This is a genomic window from Nocardia sp. FBN12 (genome assembly GCF_050320175.1).
In the GTDB taxonomy this organism is placed as follows: domain Bacteria; phylum Actinomycetota; class Actinomycetes; order Mycobacteriales; family Mycobacteriaceae; genus Nocardia.
On record NZ_CP190048.1, the window covers coordinates 684,106 to 702,153 of the forward strand.

17 protein-coding genes and 1 tRNA gene are annotated in these 18,048 nt (G+C 67.0%); 10 read left to right on the top strand and 8 right to left on the bottom strand.

What is annotated here, in order from left to right; translation table 11 throughout:
* The first annotated feature begins 98 nt into the window (after window positions 1–98).
* On the top strand, window positions 99–860 hold the full coding sequence (locus ACQHI0_RS03570; protein WP_427906504.1) for a GTP-binding protein: 762 nt from the start codon (window positions 99–101) through the stop codon (window positions 858–860).
* Between the two features lie 129 nt (window positions 861–989).
* Here the strand turns inward: ACQHI0_RS03570 and ACQHI0_RS03575 are convergent, their stop codons facing one another.
* Window positions 990–1,448 (bottom strand): SgcJ/EcaC family oxidoreductase, encoded by a 459-nt coding sequence (locus ACQHI0_RS03575; RefSeq protein WP_427906505.1) that lies wholly within the window; start codon window positions 1,446–1,448, stop codon window positions 990–992.
* A gap of 91 nt (window positions 1,449–1,539) precedes the next feature.
* Here ACQHI0_RS03575 and ACQHI0_RS03580 point away from each other — a divergent pair, with 91 nt between their 5' ends.
* Window positions 1,540–2,037: a MarR family winged helix-turn-helix transcriptional regulator gene (locus ACQHI0_RS03580; protein ID WP_427906506.1), complete on the top strand. Its 498-nt coding sequence runs from the start codon at window positions 1,540–1,542 to the stop codon at window positions 2,035–2,037.
* Window positions 2,038–2,055: 18 nt separating this feature from the next.
* Here ACQHI0_RS03580 and ACQHI0_RS03585 read toward each other — a convergent pair whose 3' ends face one another.
* Window positions 2,056–3,198, bottom strand: a complete 1,143-nt coding sequence (locus tag ACQHI0_RS03585) for an epoxide hydrolase family protein (protein WP_427906507.1) — start codon at window positions 3,196–3,198, stop codon at window positions 2,056–2,058.
* 63 nt (window positions 3,199–3,261) lie between these two features.
* Between ACQHI0_RS03585 and ACQHI0_RS03590 the strand changes: the two genes are divergently transcribed.
* The gene (locus ACQHI0_RS03590; protein ID WP_427906508.1) at window positions 3,262–4,218 is read left to right on the top strand and encodes a helix-turn-helix transcriptional regulator; all 957 of its coding nucleotides are present in this window, start codon (window positions 3,262–3,264) and stop codon (window positions 4,216–4,218) included.
* 39 nt (window positions 4,219–4,257) lie between these two features.
* On the opposite strand, the gene ACQHI0_RS03595 is transcribed toward ACQHI0_RS03590, so the two are convergent.
* From ACQHI0_RS03595 to ACQHI0_RS03610, 4 genes are all read right to left on the bottom strand, one after another.
* Window positions 4,258–4,329: transfer RNA gene (locus ACQHI0_RS03595), tRNA-Val, on the bottom strand.
* A gap of 32 nt (window positions 4,330–4,361) precedes the next feature.
* Window positions 4,362–4,826 (bottom strand): peroxiredoxin, encoded by a 465-nt coding sequence (locus tag ACQHI0_RS03600; RefSeq protein WP_427906509.1) that lies wholly within the window; start codon window positions 4,824–4,826, stop codon window positions 4,362–4,364.
* Window positions 4,827–4,899: 73 nt separating this feature from the next.
* A complete protein-coding gene (locus tag ACQHI0_RS03605) occupies window positions 4,900–5,322 on the bottom strand; it encodes a DUF3052 domain-containing protein (RefSeq protein ID WP_379331167.1) in 423 nt (140 codons plus the stop codon).
* A gap of 127 nt (window positions 5,323–5,449) precedes the next feature.
* Window positions 5,450–5,998, bottom strand: coding sequence for a hypothetical protein (locus ACQHI0_RS03610; RefSeq protein WP_427906510.1), 549 nt, complete (start codon window positions 5,996–5,998; stop codon window positions 5,450–5,452).
* A gap of 216 nt (window positions 5,999–6,214) precedes the next feature.
* On the opposite strand from ACQHI0_RS03610, the gene aceE reads away from it, so the two are divergent.
* From aceE to ACQHI0_RS03645, 7 genes are all read left to right on the top strand, one after another.
* Window positions 6,215–9,097 (top strand): pyruvate dehydrogenase (acetyl-transferring), homodimeric type, encoded by a 2,883-nt coding sequence (gene aceE, locus ACQHI0_RS03615; protein ID WP_427906511.1) that lies wholly within the window; start codon window positions 6,215–6,217, stop codon window positions 9,095–9,097.
* A gap of 44 nt (window positions 9,098–9,141) precedes the next feature.
* Window positions 9,142–10,443, top strand: coding sequence for a PucR family transcriptional regulator (locus ACQHI0_RS03620; RefSeq protein ID WP_427909068.1), 1,302 nt, complete (start codon window positions 9,142–9,144; stop codon window positions 10,441–10,443).
* A 127-nt stretch (window positions 10,444–10,570) separates the two neighbouring features.
* A complete protein-coding gene (locus ACQHI0_RS03625) occupies window positions 10,571–11,485 on the top strand; it encodes an ACP S-malonyltransferase (protein ID WP_427906512.1) in 915 nt (304 codons plus the stop codon).
* Window positions 11,486–11,565: 80 nt separating this feature from the next.
* The gene (gene acpM / locus ACQHI0_RS03630; RefSeq protein WP_056821158.1) at window positions 11,566–11,871 is read left to right on the top strand and encodes a meromycolate extension acyl carrier protein AcpM; all 306 of its coding nucleotides are present in this window, start codon (window positions 11,566–11,568) and stop codon (window positions 11,869–11,871) included.
* Window positions 11,872–11,881: 10 nt separating this feature from the next.
* Window positions 11,882–13,132: a KasA/KasB family beta-ketoacyl-ACP synthase gene (locus tag ACQHI0_RS03635; protein ID WP_427906513.1), complete on the top strand. Its 1,251-nt coding sequence runs from the start codon at window positions 11,882–11,884 to the stop codon at window positions 13,130–13,132.
* 119 nt (window positions 13,133–13,251) lie between these two features.
* Window positions 13,252–14,682, top strand: a complete 1,431-nt coding sequence (locus ACQHI0_RS03640) for an acyl-CoA carboxylase subunit beta (RefSeq protein WP_427906514.1) — start codon at window positions 13,252–13,254, stop codon at window positions 14,680–14,682.
* 135 nt (window positions 14,683–14,817) lie between these two features.
* Window positions 14,818–15,282, top strand: coding sequence for a winged helix-turn-helix transcriptional regulator (locus ACQHI0_RS03645; protein WP_427906515.1), 465 nt, complete (start codon window positions 14,818–14,820; stop codon window positions 15,280–15,282).
* A 63-nt stretch (window positions 15,283–15,345) separates the two neighbouring features.
* Here ACQHI0_RS03645 and ACQHI0_RS03650 read toward each other — a convergent pair whose 3' ends face one another.
* A complete protein-coding gene (locus ACQHI0_RS03650) occupies window positions 15,346–16,041 on the bottom strand; it encodes a nitroreductase (protein WP_427906516.1) in 696 nt (231 codons plus the stop codon).
* 114 nt (window positions 16,042–16,155) lie between these two features.
* Complete coding sequence (locus tag ACQHI0_RS03655) at window positions 16,156–17,979, bottom strand: vWA domain-containing protein (protein WP_427906517.1); 1,824 nt, start codon at window positions 17,977–17,979, stop codon at window positions 16,156–16,158.
* Between the last annotated feature and the right edge of the window lie 69 nt (window positions 17,980–18,048).

Below are 18,048 nucleotides of genomic sequence, written 5' to 3' on the forward strand. Positions count from 1 at the left end.
CGTTCTATTTTGGGGCGGAATTCCGTTCCGGCGCTGCTCGGGCGCGGGTACGGTGAGCGGATCGAGGACGCGATGACATCGATCTGGAGTACCGCGCGATGGACACCAAAGCTATTGACCCGCAGTCGATTCGCAACGTCACGATCATCGGCGATCCCGACGAGGCGACGCGAGCGGTGCACCGGCTGCGCCGATGTTTCGGCGTCACGGAGAATACGGTCCACTGGTCGACGGACGGTGCCGAATACACGATTCGGGTCGCCGCGCTGTCGAGCGACGCACGCATCGCCGACCTGGAACGCTCCATCCGCGTAGCCGACGGCGTCATCGCGGTCGTGAACGCCGCCGTACGAGGTACCCCGCGGCTCGAAACCATGTTGCGCGTCGCCGACGACCATCAGGTCGCCCGCTTGTGCCTGGTCGACGGGCTCGATCAACCCACCGCCGACTTCGATCGCTGTGTCCGTACGATCGCCGACACGCGCGGAGCGGCGCCGTTGGTACTGCAGATACCCCTCGGCATCGGCGCCGGCTTCGGCGATGTCGTCGACCTGGTCCCGATGACGGCACTCGACCCCACGGTGCGCGAATCCTCCCGAAACCATGGGAAAGCCGCCCAGCGGTGGTGCCGCGAACTCCTCGAGATCCTGACCGATCAAGACCCCGCGGACTCGAACTCCCTGACCCTCCGAGACCTGCACCGCCGCATCCGCCGCCGCACCCGCAATGGTGACGTCGTCCCCATCCTGTGCGCCACACCCCGCGCGAGCGACGACATCGCCCCCTTCCTGGACGCCATCGTCCGCTATCTGCCGTCGCCCATGTACGTCTGCCAGCCAGAACACGCCCTCGACTACTGACTCTCCGCAGGCCCGTGCGCCGGGCTGCCACAGTCACTTCTCGGCCTCCGGCCTGGTGTCGGGAGAGAAGAGGTACGAGATGCGCTCGCGGCGTGTGTGGAGAGAGCGCGCGGTGCAGGTATGGATGGGTCACCTCTGGGCAGCTGGGATGGTGCCGGGGGCGGTTTTGAAGGAGATGGCTTCCATCAGTGGCTTTCGCTGGGTGTTGTGGAACGCGGCCACCCGCCACCGCCCGTCCGACTCGCGCACGAACGTGCATGTCTGAACCTTCGACAGCTTCGAGGACCTGGGCGTGGTCGCTCCCTTGTAGGTGTCGCCGCGGGCGGTGACGATCGCGGCGTCCGGGCCGTAGAAGCGGATGTCGGTGATCTCCGCGGCGAGTTTGGTGTTCTTCAAGAACTTCGCGAACAAAGTGCGGTGGCACTCCACGATGTCGGCTCTGCCGCTGTAGTACGTCCCGACGAACGTGACGTACGTCGCGTCCTGGGTGAACAGCGCCCCGTACGCGTCGGCATCGTTGCGGGCCCATGCGGTGTTCAGCTCGGCCATCACCGCGGTGATGGCCGCCTTGTCGTCCATGGTGGTCATGCCGTTCTCCTTGTCGTTAAGATGAAGCAGAACCTGTGTTCTAACAATATCTGCATCATTGCAACTATCAGCTTAAGGGGCATCCCTACCAATGGCAAACACGGCACCTCGGGACCAGCACGTGATCTTTCGCGAGTATCTCGACGCGGTGGGCCTGCACGGCATGGCCGGGGCGGAAGCCGCCGGACTTCAGCCCACCGAGTGGTACGCGGTGAGCCTGGTCACCTTGGCCGGCCAGATGAGCTCCGGCGACCTGGCCGCCCGAGTAGGTCTGACCACCGGCGCGACGACCCGGCTCATCGACCGCCTCGAGAAGGCGGGCTACCTACGACGCACCTCGGATCCGGCCGACCGCCGACGGGTCATCGTCGAAGCCTCGGCCGAGACCTTCCCCGACATCGAGGACGTGGTCGGTCCCGCCCGCCGACTGATCGCCGAGGTCTTGGACCGCTACACGGCCGAGCAGCGCGAGGTTCTCTTCGACTACTTCGCTCATGCGGCCCCGGCCTACCGGGCAGCCGCCGAAGAAATCCGCACCCGCGCCGCACGCGGCCGCCGCCCCGGCCCTAAACCCAAGCAGAGTGATTGAAATGACCTTTTCGCTGAGTCAGGAAATGCCGCGGAAGAAGGTGCGGATGTCGTTCGCGAGCAGCTCCGGCTCCTCCATCGCGGGGAAGTGACCGCCCTCGGTGAATTCGCTCCAGTGGCTGATCGCCTTCCACGGGTCCATCGTGCGGCGGATCAGCGGGTGGGTGTCGAACACAGCCCATCCGGACGGCACGCCGGCGGCCATGACCAAGTCGATCCCCGAGTGCTCGGCCTCGTAGTAGAACTGCGCGCTCGACTCGCCGCTGCGGGTGAACCAGTACAGGCTGATGTTCGTGAGGAGCTGGTCGCGGTCGACCGACTCGTCCGGCGTCCGGTAGTCGCCGACGGCCCTGGTCTTGAACTTCTCGGCGATCCACGCGAGCTGACCGACCGGCGAGTCGGTAAGCGCCGCACCGATCGTGTCGGGACGGTGGTTCTGCATCAGGAGATACCCGTGATCGGCCGCATCCGCGGTGCGCACTGCCTCGAACTGGGCGATCTCGTCCTCGGACAGACCTTCGGGGAAGGGGAACTTGTCGCCGACCAACCCGAGCAGCCGGGGATCGCAGCCGATGTGCGTGCCGATGACGCGCTGCGGGTGGAGCGCCGCGAGCCGCAGGCTTGTGCCCGAACCGATGTCGGTGCCGTGGGCCGCGAACCTCTCGTAGCCCAGACGCGTCATGATCTCGGCATAGGCGCCGGTCGTCCGCGCCAGCTCCCAGCCGGTCTCTGACAGCGGGGTGGCGAAGCCGAAGCCGGGCGGCGACGGGATGACCACGTGGAACTCGTCGGTCAGTAGTGGGATGAGCCGCTGGTACTCGACGAACGAACCCGGCCAGCCGTGGTTCAGGATCAGCGGGGTCGCTTCCGGGTTCGCCGATCGCGTGTGGACGACGTGGAACCTCTGGCCGTCGACGACCGTCGTGAACTGTTCGAACTCGTTGAGCTTCGCCTCCTGCGCACGCCAGTCGAACCCGTCGCGCCAGTACTCGGCGAGCTCCTTCAGGTACACCAGCGGGATGCCCCGGCTGAAGTCGGTGCGATCGTCTCGGCCCGGCACGGGGATCGGCCAGCGCGTGTGTGCCAGCCGGGCGCGCAGGTCGTCGACGTCGGCTTGCGGGATGTCGATGCGAAACGGGGTGAGTGCGTTGTTCTCGTTCATGACATCCACGGTCGCGGGTATTGCGGCAGGCTAGCTTCCGCAATTGCTGAAATGATCGAAAACATGTTGGAGACCTCGGCCCGCCTGCTCGAACTGCTGTCGTTGCTCCAGCTCAAGCGCGACTGGACGAGCTCCGAGCTCTCGAGTCGGCTCGATGTGAGCACGAGGACTGTGCGCGCCGACATCGGCAAGCTGCGCTCGCTCGGGTATCCGGTGGACGCGCGCCCCGGCGTGGCGGGCGGGTACCGGCTGGCCGCCGGCACGGCGATGCCCCCACTCCTGCTCGACGACGACGAGGCCGTCGCCGTCGCGGTCGGATTGGGTGCGGTCGCGACCCAGCGGATCGGCGTCGAAGAGACCTCGCTCACCGCGCTCGCGAAGCTCGAGCAAGTGCTGCCCGCGCGCCTGCGTCGGCGGGTCGAGGCGGTACGCGAGGCGACAAGCGTCGTTCCAGCGCCTCAGCCGACGCTCGATCTCTCGGTACTCGGCGCGGTCGCCGCCGCGATCCGCGGCCACGAACGGCTCCGGTTCGGATACACGAAGCCCGGCGACAGCGAGGAGGCCCGCCACACCGAACCGCAACGACTGGTGAGCTGGGGGCCGCTCTGGTACCTGCTCGCATGGGATCTCGACCGTGCCGACTGGCGGATCTTTCGGGTCGACCGCATGGTCTCGCGCACACCGACGGGTGCGCGGTTCCAGCCTCGCGAGATCCCGGCAGACGATGCCGTCGACTACGTCGTCAGACGCGTCAGCAAGGCAACCTGGCAGTACCGCGCCCGGATCCTCGTGCACGCTCCCGCCGCCGAGGTCGCCGCGAAGATCCCCATCCCGGTCGATATCGAGGTGGTCGACGAGTCCACGTGCCGTGTCGAGCTGGGTTCCGACGACCCGGACCGGCTCGCGCTGCGGATGACGCAGCTCGACGTCGACATCGAGGTGATCGACGGAGACGAGCTCGCGGTGGCGTTCGATCGCCTCGCGACGAGGTTGCGCCGAGCGGCGGGCCGTGAGGGCTAGCTCGAAGGCCGCCTTGCGAGCCTTCTATTGCGAAGTATGTGGGCGCAGAGGGGATCGAACCCCCGACCGCTGGTGTGTAAAACCAGTGCTCTACCGCTGAGCTATACGCCCTGGCACCGCCGGGGAGTACCGGCGGTGTCGGGTTATGAATCTAGCGCGGCGAGGGCTTTCTCCCAAGCCGCCTGGTCACGGGCTTGTCCGGGGCTGTTCATCTCCGCGAAGGTGATGTAGCCGGACTTGTCGACGACGAAGGTTCCGCGGTTGGGGTAGCCGGATTTCTCGTTGAAGACGTCGTAGGACTGGGTGACGGCGCCGTGCGGCCAGAAATCTGACAGCAGGGGGAACAGGTAGCCCTGTTCCGCGGCCCAGATCTTGTGGGTGGGTGGGGGGCCGACGGAGATCGCGATGATCTCGGCGTCGTCGTTCTGGAACTTGGGCAGCTCGTCGCGGACCTTGCACAGCTCGCCCTGGCAGATGCCGGTGAAGGCGAGTGGATAGAACACCAGCAGCACGTTCTTCTTGCCGCGATAGTCCGACAGGGTGACGGGCTGGTTGTTCTGGTCCTTGAGCGTGAAATCCGGCGCGAGAGTGCCAACCTCTAGCGGCATAGGTACGAATCCTCCGTCGTGTCGGGTCTCAGCCGGGCGTCGAGCCCAACTGAGACCCTAGCGAACGGCGGATTCAGCGCTGTTTGGACGGTGCCTTCGGCTGAACGAGGCGTGAGCCCGTCCAACTGCCGAGGCTGATGGTGGATGTCTGGGTCAGGCCGGCCGTGGGTGCGGCTTCGGCGATCTCGCTCGGATCGACATGGCCTGATTGCCCGGTTTTGGGGGTGAGGACCCAGATGAAGCCTTCATCGGCCAGCGGGCTGATGGCATCCATCAGCTCGTCGGCCAGATCGCCGTCACCTTCTCGCCACCAGAGCAGGACGGCGTCGACGACCTCATCGGAGTCTTCGTCGACCATTTCGCCGCCGCTGACCTCCTCGATCTCGGCGCGCAATGCGTCGTCGGTGTCCTCGTCCCAGCCCAATTCCTGAACAACCAAGCCGTGAGAAATGCCAAGCTTCTGAGCGTAGTTCTGCGCGTCCGCCGCGGCGACCACGGTGGTGTCCTCCCTAAACTTCCGACAGTAAGATAGGTGCAAGCGAACATGGTTATCCGTCGCAGCGCAAGCTGATCGGATGAATCGGTACCGTATGCCGCGTGTCGGGAAGGCGAAATCGACGGTCTCAGCAGGCGTCGTGGACCGCGGTCCGTGCCTGGTTGATGGCCCGGCTGGCCTCGTTGAGCTTGCCGACTGGTGAGTTGTAGGTCATCTTTCTGGTTTGCGCGGACAGTTCGCGCGCGGCGAGCACATAGGCGCCGAACTTTTCGGCCAGCTCGGGCGGCAAGGCGCCCGCCGCGGCGATGACACCCCCCTCGACTTTGGCCGCCGCGTTGTCCAGGGTGGTGGCCGCGGACTCACGCTTGGCCGCGTAGTCGGGCGCGTTGCTGTCGTGTGCGGACACGAAATCGTTGTAGGCGGTGACTCCGGCGCCGGTGGTGGTGGGGAACTGGCCGCAGTTGTCGGCGATCGCCCGTTCCTGCGCGGCCGCGGCGCGCGAAGACGCGGCGGCCGAGGACGACGCGGCGGCCTCGGTCTTGTAGGCGGCCACCTCGGCCGCGTCGGTCGTCGGCGTGCCGGGGATCTGCTCGGCGCACCCCGCCACCACCGAACCCGCGGTTACGGCGGCCACGGCACAGATCAGCCCCAGCCGACGCGCGTGCAGCACCCTCATCGTTCGACGTTCCCTCTCACTCACGTGTGCGACTCGTCTTTCTCCTGCAGAACCTACCCAATGGTTTTCCCGTCGAGATGATGACCTGGGCAGCCGTTTCGGTAAGGATGGGGGGTGCACCCGAACCTTTCGTCACGGGTGGTCCGCACACCAAGCGGGCAGGCCCGGGGACAGCGACGCCGACCAGCAGTTCAGCCCCCAGTACGAGGAGCAGATTTGACCGACCTGATCCACTCTGCAGCTTCCGACGATCCAGCAGCGTCCCCCACCACGGCCGGTGAATCCACCACCAAACCCACCGGTGAACGGGTACGGGTCATCCGCGAAGGAGTGGCGTCGTACCTACCGGATATCGACCCCGAAGAGACCAGCGAATGGCTGGAATCCTTCGACGACATGCTCGACCGGGAAGGCCCGGGTCGCGCCCGCTACCTGATGTTGCGACTGCTCGAGCGAGCGGGCGAACGCCGTGTGTCGATTCCGGCGCTCACCTCCACCGATTACGTCAACACCATTCCCACCGAGAACGAACCGTGGTTCCCCGGTGACGAGGAAGTCGAGCGCCGCTTCCGCGCCTGGATCCGGTGGAACGCCGCGATCATGGTGCATCGCGCGCAGCGCCCCGAAATCGGTGTCGGCGGCCATATTTCGACCTACGCGTCCTCGGCGGCGCTCTACGAGGTGGGCTTCAACCACTTCTTCCGCGGCAAGGACCATCCCGGCGGCGGCGACCACGTCTACATCCAGGGCCACGCCTCGCCCGGCATCTACGCGCGCGGTTTCCTCGAGGGCCGCCTCAGCACCGACCGCCTTGACGGCTTCCGTCAGGAATACAGCCACGGCGGCCTCGGCAAGGGCCTGCCGTCCTACCCGCATCCGCGGCTGATGCCGGACTTCTGGGAATTCCCGACGGTGTCGATGGGCTTGGGCCCGATGAACGCGATCTACCAGGCCAGGTTCAACCACTACCTCACCGATCGCGGCATCAAGGACACCTCCGACCAGCACGTCTGGGCGTTCCTCGGCGACGGCGAGATGGACGAACCCGAATCGCGCGGCCTGATCCAGGTGGCCGCCAACGAAGCCCTGGACAACCTCACCTTCGTGATCAACTGCAACCTGCAGCGGCTCGACGGCCCGGTGCGCGGCAACGGCAAGATCATCCAGGAACTGGAGTCGTTCTTCCGCGGCGCCGGCTGGAACGTGATCAAGGTGGTCTGGGGTCGCGAATGGGACGCGCTGCTCGGCGCCGACCGCGACGGCGCGCTGGTGAACCTGATGAACTCCACCCCCGACGGCGACTACCAGACCTACAAGGCCAACGACGGCGCCTATGTGCGCGACCACTTCTTCGGCCGCGACCCGCGCACCAAAGCGCTGGTGCAGAACATGTCCGACAGCGAGATCTGGAATCTCAAGCGCGGCGGCCACGACTACCGCAAGGTCTACGCGGCCTATTCGGCGGCGATGGCGCACAAGGGTCAGCCGACGGTGATCCTGGCCAAGACGATCAAGGGCTACACCCTCGGCAAGCACTTCGAGGGCCGCAACGCCACCCATCAGATGAAGAAGCTGGCGCTGCAGGACCTCAAGGACTTCCGCGATCTGCAGCGCATCCCGGTCAGCGATGCCGAGCTGGAGAAGGACCCGTACCTGCCGCCGTACTACCACCCCGGCATGGACGATCCGGCGATCGAGTACATGCTGGCCCGGCGCAAGTCGCTCGGCGGTTTCGTGCCGGAACGTCGTTCGGCCGCCAAGCCACTGACGCTGCCCGGCGACGAGGCCTACCGCTCGGTGCGCAAGGGTTCGGGCAAGCAGAAGGTCGCCACCACGATGGCGCTGGTTCGCCTGGTCAAGGAACTGTTGCGCGACAAGGAGATCGGCGAGCGGATCGTGCCGATCATTCCCGACGAGGCCCGCACCTTCGGCATGGACTCGTGGTTCCCGACGCTGAAGATCTACAACCGCAACGGCCAGCTCTACACCTCGGTCGACGCGGAACTGATGCTCGCCTACAAGGAGAGCACCGTCGGTCAGATCCTGCACGAGGGCATCAACGAGGCCGGTTCCACCGCGTCGTTCACCGCGGTCGCCACCTCCTATGCCACCCACGGCGAGCCGATGATCCCGCTCTACATCTTCTATTCGATGTTCGGGTTCCAGCGCACGGGCGACAGCTTCTGGGCCGCGGCCGACCAGCTCGCGCGCGGATTCGTGCTCGGCGCCACCGCGGGCCGCACCACCCTCACCGGTGAAGGTCTGCAGCACAACGACGGTCAGTCGCTGCTGCTGGCGTCCACCAATCCCGCGGTGGTGACCTACGATCCGGCGTTCTCGTTCGAGATCGCGCACATCATGCGCGACGGTCTGCGCCGGATGTACGGCGGCGGCGAGGCCCCGGCCGGTCTGCTGCCCGGCACCGACGTGTCCGCGGTCGGCACGTTCGGCGGGGAGAATATTTTCTACTACATCACCCTGTACAACGAGCCCTACCAGCAGCCTGCCGAGCCCGACGACCTCGACGTGGCGGGTCTGCTCAAGGGCCTGTACCTGTACCAGCCCGGTGGTGAGGGCGAGGTTCGTGCCCAGATCCTCGTGTCGGGCGTGACCGTGCCCGACGGTCTGCGCGCGCAGGAGCTGCTGGCGCAGGAGTGGGGTGTGGCCGCGGATGTCTGGTCGGTGACCTCGTTCGGCGAACTCCGCCGCGAGGCGCTCGACAAGGAGATCACGGCGTTCAAACACCCCGATTCGGATCCGGGTTCGGCCTACGTCACCCAGGCGCTCTCGGCCGCGCGCGGCCCGGTGGTCGCCGCGACGGACTGGATGCGCGCGGTGCCGGATCAGATCCGGCAGTGGGTGCCCGGCGACTACATCACCCTCGGCACCGACGGGTTCGGCTTCTCCGACACCCGCACGGCCGCGCGCCGGGTGTTCAACGTCGACGCGCAATCGATCGTGGTCGCGGTGCTCGAAGGGCTGGTGCGCGACGGCACCTTCGACAAGGCGAAGGCGGTGGAAGCGGCCGCGAAATACGGCATCGACAGCGTGGCCGCCGCGCCGAAGCCGAGTGCGGACGCGGCAGAGGAACTCGCGTAGCGGACTATTGGACTGTGGAGCGCAAACCGCCGCGGCCCCGTCGGATCACCGAGGGCACCAGCGAACACGAGGTCTATCTGCCGACGGGGGCGCTGTCCCCGAACCGGCAGAACCGTGATCCGCTGCCCGACACGCTGCTCAAGCGGGTCAAACAGTTCTCGGGCCGGCTGTCCACCGAGGCGGTGGGGTCGATGCAGGATCGGCTGCCGTTCTTCGCCGACCTGGACGCCGCGCAGCGAGCGGGCGTGCAGATGCTGGTGCAGACGGCGGTCGTGAACTTCCTGGAGTGGTTGCAGGATCCCGACTCCGATATCCGCTTCAGCCTGGACGCGTTCCAGGTGATTCCGCAGGATCTGGCGCGGCGGCTCACGCTGCGCCAGACCGTGGACATGGTGCGAGTGGCCATGGACTTCTTCGAACAGTGGCTGCCCGCGCTGGCCCGCAACGATCGTCAGCTGGTCGCGCTCACCGAGGCGGTGCTGCGATACGGGCGTGAGCTCGGCTTCGCGGCCGCCTCGGTGTACGCCAGCGCCGCCGAGTCCCGTGGCGCGTGGGATACCCGCCTGGAGGCCCTTGTGGTCGACGCGGTGGTCCGGGGCGACACGGGTCCCGACATGCTTTCCCGGGCCGCCACGTTGAACTGGGACGCCACGGCGCCCGCCACCGTGCTGGTCGGCACACCGCCGCTGGACCAGGGTGTGTCGACCGTCGGCGCGGTGCACACCATCGCGACCAAACACGGCAGGGCCGCGCTGGCGGTGGTGCAGGGCGCGCGACTGGTGATGGTGGTCAGCGGGCACCTGGGGGAGTCGGGCATGGGTTCGCCGTTCCTCACGGATCTGCTGGCCGAGGTCTTCTCCGACGGTCCGGTGGTGATCGGCCCGACGATGCGCACACTCGGCGCCGCGCACGCGTCGGCGATCGAGGCGTTGGCGGGGATGGAGGCCGTGGTCGGCTGGCGCGGGGCGCCAAGGCCCGTTCACGCCACGGAATTGCTACCGGAACGCGCGTTGCTGGGCGATAGAGCTGCGATAGAGGCGCTGAACGAGTATCTTGTGGTGCCGTTGGCCGCTGCCGGATCTTCGTTATCCGACACACTCGACGCGTACCTGGATTGTGGCGGAGCAGTAGAAACTTGTGCTCGGCAGCTGTACGTACATCCAAATACCGTTCGGTACCGACTCAAACGAATCGGTGAAGTCACCGGCCGCGATCCCATGAATCCCCGAGACGCTTATGTGCTCCGGATCGCAGCAACAGTGGGCCGTTTGACACGAACGCATAACGAATCATCACCTCCCGTCACAGAAACCCCGCCCATCCCAGTGGCTCACGACCCCCTGTAACGGGATTGGTGAATCGGTCGATCCCGACACCCCACCTCGGATTTTGTGGGACCCCTACAAAAGCGATCGGAAAGCTTCATTCGCGCCGACATCTCTTGCGGCGGGGGTCACAGTGTTGTCTTAGGGAGTGATCGCGTTGCTCACCCCTGGACAGGGGTCCCAGACACCCGGCATGCTCACGCCGTGGCTCGCACTTCCCGGTGCGACTGATCGCCTCGAGCTCTGGTCGAAGGCCGCGGGCCTCGACCTGGTCCGTCTCGGTACCACCGCGACGGCCGAGGAGATCGTCGACACCGCGGTGACGCAGCCGCTCGTGGTCGCCGCCGCCCTGCTCGCGTTTGCCGAAATCGCCCCCGGGTCGATTCCGGCCGATACGATCGTCGCCGGACACTCGGTCGGCGAATTCGCCGCAGCCGCTGTCGCCGGTGTCATCACCGCCGACGAGGCCGTCGCCCTCGCCGCCATCCGCGGCCGGGAGATGGCAAAGGCCTGCGCGTTGGAGCCGACCGGCATGTCCGCGGTGCTCGGTGGCGACGAAGCCACCGTGCTCGCACGGCTCGCCGAGCTCGATCTCGTCCCGGCCAACCGCAACGCGGTCGGCCAGATCGTCGCGGCGGGCAGCCTGGAAGCTCTGGCGGAGCTCGCCGCGAACCCGCCGGAGAAGGCACGGGTCCGCGCGTTGCCCGTCGCCGGTGCGTTCCACACCGCCTTCATGGCACCGGCACAGGAAGCTGTCGCCGATGCCATCGCCCAGATCTCGCCGAGCGACCCGATCCGGACGCTGCTGTCGAACTTCGACGGGCAGCCCGTCACCTCGGGCGCCGACGCGATCGACAAGCTTGCCGCTCAGGTCACTCGCCCCGTGCGCTGGGACCTGTGCAACGAGACCATTCGCACCGCGGCCGTCTCGGCCGTGGTCGAGCTGCCGCCGGCAGGCACCCTGGTCGGCATCGCCAAGCGGGAGCTGAAGGGCACGCCCAATCTGGCCCTCAAGACCCCCGAAGACCTCCCCGCGTTGGCCGAACTGACCACCTCGGGCTAGCTTTCCCCCCGGCGGTCATGCACAGCGAAGTGCAGGCCGTTCACGACCCTACAAATAGAAACAAGAAGGGAGCCACCAAAGTGGCCGCTCTGACCCAGGAACAGATCGTCGAAGAACTCGGCAAGATCATCGAAGAGGTTACGGGTATCGAACCCTCCGAGGTGACCCTCGAGAAGTCCTTCGTCGACGACCTGGACATCGACTCGCTGTCCATGGTCGAGATCGCTGTGCAGATGGAAGACAAGTACGGCGTCAAGATCCCCGATGAGGATCTGGCCAGCCTGAAGACTGTCGGTGACTCCGTCGCTTACGTCCAGAAGCTCGAGGCCGAGAACGCCGACGTCGCCGCAGAGCTCAAGGCCAAGTTCGACAGCGCCGGCGAGTAGGGCTGACACTGTGACCACTCCTTCCACTTTGAACGGGAACTTCCCCAACGTTGTCGTCACCTCCATGGCGGCGACCACGTCGATCGCTGGTGATGTCGATGCGACGTGGAAGGGACTCCTCAACGGTGAGAGCGGAATCGACGTTCTCGAGGATCCTTTCATCGAGGAATACGACCTGCCGGTGCGAATCGGCGGTCACCTGAAGGTCAGCCCCGACACTCTGTTGAGCCGGGTCGAGATCCGCCGCATGGCGTATGTCGAGCGCCTGGCGACCGTCCTCGGTCGTGAGGTGTGGAAGAACGCGGGCAGCCCGGAGGTCGACAACGACCGTCTCGGCGTCGCGATCGGCACCGGACTCGGCGGCGGCGACGCCCTGATCGACTCGGTCGACAAGCTGAAGAACGGTGGCTATCGCAAGATCTCGCCGCTGGCTGTTCAGATGGTCATGCCGAACGGTCCGTCGGCGGTCGTCGGTCTCGAGCTGAAGGCCAGGGCGGGAGTGGTCACTCCGGTCTCGGCGTGCTCGTCGGGTTCGGAGGCCATCGCCAACGCGTGGCGGATGATCGTGATGGGTGACGCCGACATCGTCGTCACCGGTGGTGTCGAGGGCTTCATCTCCGATGTGCCGATCGCGGCGTTCTCGATGATGCGCGCCACGAGCACCCGCAACGATGATCCGAAGGGCGCGTCTCGGCCGTTCGACAAGGACCGAGATGGTTTTGTCTTCGGCGAAGCAGGCGCACTGATGGTCATCGAGACCGAGGAGCATGCCAAGGCGCGCGGGGCCACCATCCACGCACGCCTGCTGGGTGCGGGCATCACCTCCGACGGGTACCACCTGGTGGCACCTGATCCGACGGGGACCGGTGCAGGACGCGCGATGCAGCGCGCGATGCAGACCGCCGGATTGTCCCCGCGTGACATCGCGCACGTGAACGCTCACGCGACTGCGACTCCGATCGGCGACCTCGCCGAGAAGAACGCGATCCATTACGCCGGGGTGCAGCATGCCTCGGTGTACGCGCCGAAGTCGGCACTTGGTCACTCGATCGGTGCCGTCGGCGCCCTCGAGTCGATTCTCACGGTGCTCGCGATCCGGGACGGCATTGTTCCGCCGACACTGAACCTGGACAACCAGGATCCGGAGATCGATCTCGATGTGGTGCACGGGGAAGCCCGTCGCCAGGAAATCGAGTACGCGATCAACAATTCCTTCGGTTTCGGTGGGCACAACGTCGCGCTCGCCTTCGGTCGGGCGTAAAGCCGCAGACTGCACATCCGATCCCCGGTGGGGGTCGTGCCAACTGAATGGTTCGACTCCCACCGGCGGTTCGCCACAGCAGCCGCCGTCGCGGCAATTTTCTCGAAGGAGTGAGCGCGATGACCATCATTGCTCCCGCGTTTCAAGACACCACCACCGATCCGCGCGACCCACTGGGTCGGCTCCAACGTTTCTTCGACCCCGGCACCGTCCTGCCGCTGCATCCGCGTGACCGCTCCGGCGTGCTCGCCGCGATCGGCGAGGTCGACGGGGTCCGCACCGTGGCCTACTGCTCCGACGCCACCGTCATGGGTGGCGCGATGGGCGTGGAGGGCTGCAAGCACATCGTCGACGCGATCGACACCGCGATCGAATCCTCCATCCCCGTTGTCGGGCTGTGGCACTCCGGTGGCGCGCGCCTGGCCGAGGGTGTCGAGGCGCTGCACGCGGTCGGCCTGGTCTTCGAGGCCATGGTTCGCGCGTCCGGCCTGGTGCCCCAGATCTCGGTGGTGCTCGGCTTCGCCGCCGGTGGCGCCGCCTATGGTCCCGCGCTGACCGACGTGGTCATCATGGCGCCCGAGGGCCGCGTGTTCGTCACCGGACCCGACGTCGTGCGCTCGGTGACCGGCGAGAACGTCGACATGGCGACCCTCGGTGGTCCCACCACACACTTCAAGAAGTCCGGCGTCTGTCACATCGCCGCCGATGACGAGGCCGACGCCATGCACCGCGCGCGCCGCCTGGTCTCGATGTTCGCCGAACAGGGCGAATTCGACCTGGTCGCGGCCGAGCACGGCGATGTCGACCTCAAGGCGATGCTGCCGGAGTCGGCCAAGCGCGCCTACGACGTGAAGCCGATCGTGCACGAGCTGCTCGATAATGTCGACGGTGAGTCCTCGTTCGAGGAACTCCAGGGTGGTTACGCCCGCAGCATGGTCACCGGCCTCGGCCGTCTGGGCGGTCGCACCGTCGGCGTCCTCGCCAACAACCCGCTGCGCCTGGGCGGCTGCCTCAACTCCGAAAGTGCCGAGAAGGCTTCCCGTTTCGTGCGCCTGTGCGACGCGTTCGGCATCCCGCTGATCGTGGTCACCGACGTCCCCGGCTACCTGCCCGGCGTCGGCCAGGAACTCGAGGGTGTGGTTCGCCGCGGCGCGAAACTGCTGCACGCCTTCGCCGAAGCCCGCGTTCCCCGCGTCACCCTGGTGACCCGCAAGATCTACGGCGGCGCCTACATCGCGATGAACGCCCGCGCCCTCGGCGCCACCGCCGTCTACGCCTGGCCCGGCTCCGAAGTAGCCGTCATGGGCGCCAAGGCCGCCGTCGGCATCCTCCACAAGAAGGCCCTCGCCGCCGCGCCCGAGTCCGAACGCGAAGCCCTCCACGAACGCCTCACCGCCGAACACGAGCAGCTCGCGGGCGGCGTCGACCGCGCCGTCGCCATCGGCGTCGTCGACGAGGTCATCGACCCCGCCAAGACCCGCAGCATCATCGCCGCGGCCCTCGCCGCGGCCCCGGCCCGCAAGAGCCACCACAAGAACATCCCGCTGTGATCTGAACTGACACAACGACTTCGGGCCCCGGGAGATCGATCCCGGGGCCCGAAGTCGTTCCGGGTCAGGCAGTCGGTCGGGGGCGAACCTTGTCCACCGCGCCACTGTCGTGCTTGTTCGGGGGATAATGCCAGGGTGCGCTATGAGGAACTCGCAGACGCCCCGTGCTCGATCACGCGGCCGCTGGTGATCTTCGGTGATCGCTGGACCTTGCTGATTCTGAAGTACAGCTTTGCCGGGGTGCGTCGTTTCAACGCCTTCCAGGGTGCGCTCGGCATTTCGCGAAGCCGTCTGCGTGACCGTCTCGATCGGCTGGTCGAACACGAGATCCTGGTGAAGCGCCCCGTCGATGACGGCGCGTACGAGGAGTATCGGCTCACCGAGAAAGGCCACGCGATCTACCCGATCCTGATGGCGATCCGCGAGTGGGGCGACACCTACATGGCGCCGGACGGACCGCCGGTGGAGTACCGGCATCGTGGCTGCACTGGCGAGGCGCGCGCGCACCTGACCTGCGACGAGTGCGCCGCGGAGATCACTGCCCGCGACATCGAACCCGAAGCGGGTCCCGGCCTCACCTCGCGCGCTCCGGACAATTGATCACCAGGCCGAGGTCGCGCCGCCCGAGGGGGTTCGCCACCAGGGCCTGATGATCTTGATCCGTCAGGAGGTGTGCCAGGTGATCTGGTCCTCGAGGGGTGCTCGGGCGGTGCGGAAGGCGTTGATCGGGTGGGCGAGGTCGGGGTGGCCGAAGGAGATGCCGAAGACGACCTTGCGGGTGTCGGAGATGTCGAAGTAGTCGCGGATGAAGGGGGCGTAGGAGGCGAGGGCGGCTTGGGGGGCGGCGCCGAGGCCGAGCGCCTGGGCGCCGAGGAGGAAGTTCTCGAGCCAGAGGCCGCAGTCGATGGCGCCGTAGATGCCGAGGTCGGCCTCGGAGGTGACGATGGCGACGTGCGGGGCGTCGAAGAATTCGAAGTTGCGCACCATCTGGCGCATGGTCTTCTCGTGATCGCCCTTGACGATGCCGACGCTGTCGTAGAGCTGGAATCCGCAAGCGCGGCGACGGTCGCGATAGATTCCCTCGTACGCGGCGGGGAACTCGAAATCGGGTGTGGTGCCTACCGTTTGGATGTGATCGAGCAGCTCCTTGCGGAACCGGTCGGTGCCTTCACCCTCGGTGACCACGACCTGCCACGGTTGGGTGTTGCACCACGATGGGGTGCGCTGCGCGAGGGTGAGCAGCTGTTCGATGGTCGTGCGGTCGACCTGTTCCGGCGTGAACTGGCGGCAGGTCCAGCGTGCGTCGGCCAGCCGCTGGAGGGTGGCGAAATCGCTGCTGTGGTGGTCGGTCTGCGCCATCGCGCGGCTCCCTCTGTTGCGGAGAACTGGTCTCATTTCGAGACTGAATCTAGCAGTTCCGCCGCTACCGCGGAACCCGCCGGCACCACGAGTCCGGGTGCCGGCGGGCGATGATCAGCCGCGTCGACGGCCGACGACCAGGATCGCGACACCGATGCCGACGACCAGCGCCACACCTGCCCCGATCAGGACGTACCAGGCCCACGGCCGCGCGACCGTCGCCGGACTGCTCACGGCGACAGGCTGTTCCGCGGCCGGCTGCGCACTGGCGCCGAGATAGGTCGGGCCGGGCTCGGCCGCCCCCGCCACAGTGATGTCGAGCTGCACCGGCGTCGGCGGCATCGCATCGGCGCCGGTCGGGACGCCGATCTTCACCGCGAGGTAGTACCAACCGGCCACCGACTGCTCGCGAACGTCGTATTCGCCACGGTTGGCGTACCGGATCGGCACCGATGCCAGGCGAAGCTCGGCACTCGATCGGCCGGTATAGGCGCTGGTGTCGGAGTCGATTTCGGTGCCGAGCGGGGAGTACAGCGTGGTCGTCACGTTCGAGGCCGCGATGCGGTTGGCGCCGCCGGTCTCGGCGAAACCCACCCGGTAGGCCAACCCCTGCCCCCAGTCGAGCCGAACGCGATAGAAGACGTACTCGCCCGACTGCACGGTGTCGGTGTAGCTGCCGCCGCCCGGCAGCGTCGCGGCGGTGGTGAACGAGCCACTGCCGCTGACCGTCTGGGTGGGCGACGTCGGTTCGGTGAACGCGGTCTTGGTGGTCGAAGCGCCCGGGCCGGGATCGGTGACGCCGGGTTCGATACCGACCAGAATTTCCACCGGCAACCGATCGGACGAGCCCTCCGACACCAGATCCCAGGTCAGCTCGAAGGTGTAGCGACCGGCGCCGGTGCACTTGTCGGACTCGAACAGCGGTTCGGCCGCGCCGTCGAAGGCCTTGGCGATGGTGAGGGTGGTGCCGTCGCTGGACCTGGTCTCGAGTTCCCGTTCGCGGTTGCCGCACTCCATGCTCTCGCGCCCGAAGAGGCGAAGGTCGAGCGCGTTCATGTCGTTGGTCGTCGAGGTGCTACGCCCGCGGGGGAACGAGACGATCCCGGTGAAGTAGACCGTGGCGCCCTCGGGCACATCGACCGCGTAGTACCGCTTCTGCCGCTGGCCGAGGGTATCGAGGTACTGGCCGGGGCCTGCGACCGGAGCGGTGCCGATGGTGTCGGTGCCGGTGATGGGCGTGCCGGTGGCCTGGTAGTCGCGCAGCGCGGCCGAACTCACCCGCGGCAGAATACGTTCCAGGGCGGCGCCGTCGGCGGCATCGCTGTAGGTACCGCCGGTGGCCTGCGCCATGCAGGTGAGCTGAGCGCGCGCCTTGTCGTCGACCGCGAACCCGATCGAGTGCACGATCAGATCGACACCCTGCTGCTTCAACTCCTTGGCGACCTCGCACGGGTCGGGCGGGGAACAGGTGTCGTCACCGTCGGACACGAGCACGATCGAACGCGGACCGGCATCGGGCAGTGCGTCGGCGGCCTGGCGCAGCGCGGTGCCCATCGGGGTCCAGCCGCGCGCGTGGATGCCGTCGACCGCGGCCGTGAGGGCGGGCTTGTCGATGGTCGTCGGCTGCGCCAGCACCTGGACGTCGCGGCAACCTGCGGCCTTGTCGGCCTCGGAATTACTGGTGCCGGTGCCGTAAGTGGTGAGCCCGACCGATGATTCGGCGGGGGCCGAGGCGACGAAGCTACGCACCGCCCGCTTGGCGGAGTCCATCATGGTGCCGCCCTGATCGGGGCGCTCCATCGAGCCCGAGGCATCGAGGATCAGCATGGTCGGCGCGTATTGTCCGGGGTCGGCCTGCGCCAGGACGGGGAGTGACGCGGGCAGCACGGTGAGGACTACGGCGGTGAGGGCGGCGGTCAGCGTACTGATTCTCGGCATCGTCCTGGGCTTCGGTATCGCGGAGTGAAACCGGACAGACGTTACCCACCGCGCGGTGGCCGCTCTACC

Coding starts and splice junctions, on each gene's coding strand:
- ACQHI0_RS03570 (WP_427906504.1), top strand. CDS start 99: ATGGACACCAAAGCTATTGACCCGCAGTCGATTCGCAACGTCACGATC.
- ACQHI0_RS03575 (WP_427906505.1), bottom strand. CDS start 1,448: ATGACCACCATGGACGACAAGGCGGCCATCACCGCGGTGATGGCCGAG.
- ACQHI0_RS03580 (WP_427906506.1), top strand. CDS start 1,540: ATGGCAAACACGGCACCTCGGGACCAGCACGTGATCTTTCGCGAGTAT.
- ACQHI0_RS03585 (WP_427906507.1), bottom strand. CDS start 3,198: ATGAACGAGAACAACGCACTCACCCCGTTTCGCATCGACATCCCGCAA.
- ACQHI0_RS03590 (WP_427906508.1), top strand. CDS start 3,262: ATGTTGGAGACCTCGGCCCGCCTGCTCGAACTGCTGTCGTTGCTCCAG.
- ACQHI0_RS03600 (WP_427906509.1), bottom strand. CDS start 4,826: ATGCCGCTAGAGGTTGGCACTCTCGCGCCGGATTTCACGCTCAAGGAC.
- ACQHI0_RS03610 (WP_427906510.1), bottom strand. CDS start 5,998: ATGAGGGTGCTGCACGCGCGTCGGCTGGGGCTGATCTGTGCCGTGGCC.
- ACQHI0_RS03640 (WP_427906514.1), top strand. CDS start 13,252: ATGACCATCATTGCTCCCGCGTTTCAAGACACCACCACCGATCCGCGC.
- ACQHI0_RS03650 (WP_427906516.1), bottom strand. CDS start 16,041: ATGGCGCAGACCGACCACCACAGCAGCGATTTCGCCACCCTCCAGCGG.
- ACQHI0_RS03655 (WP_427906517.1), bottom strand. CDS start 17,979: ATGCCGAGAATCAGTACGCTGACCGCCGCCCTCACCGCCGTAGTCCTC.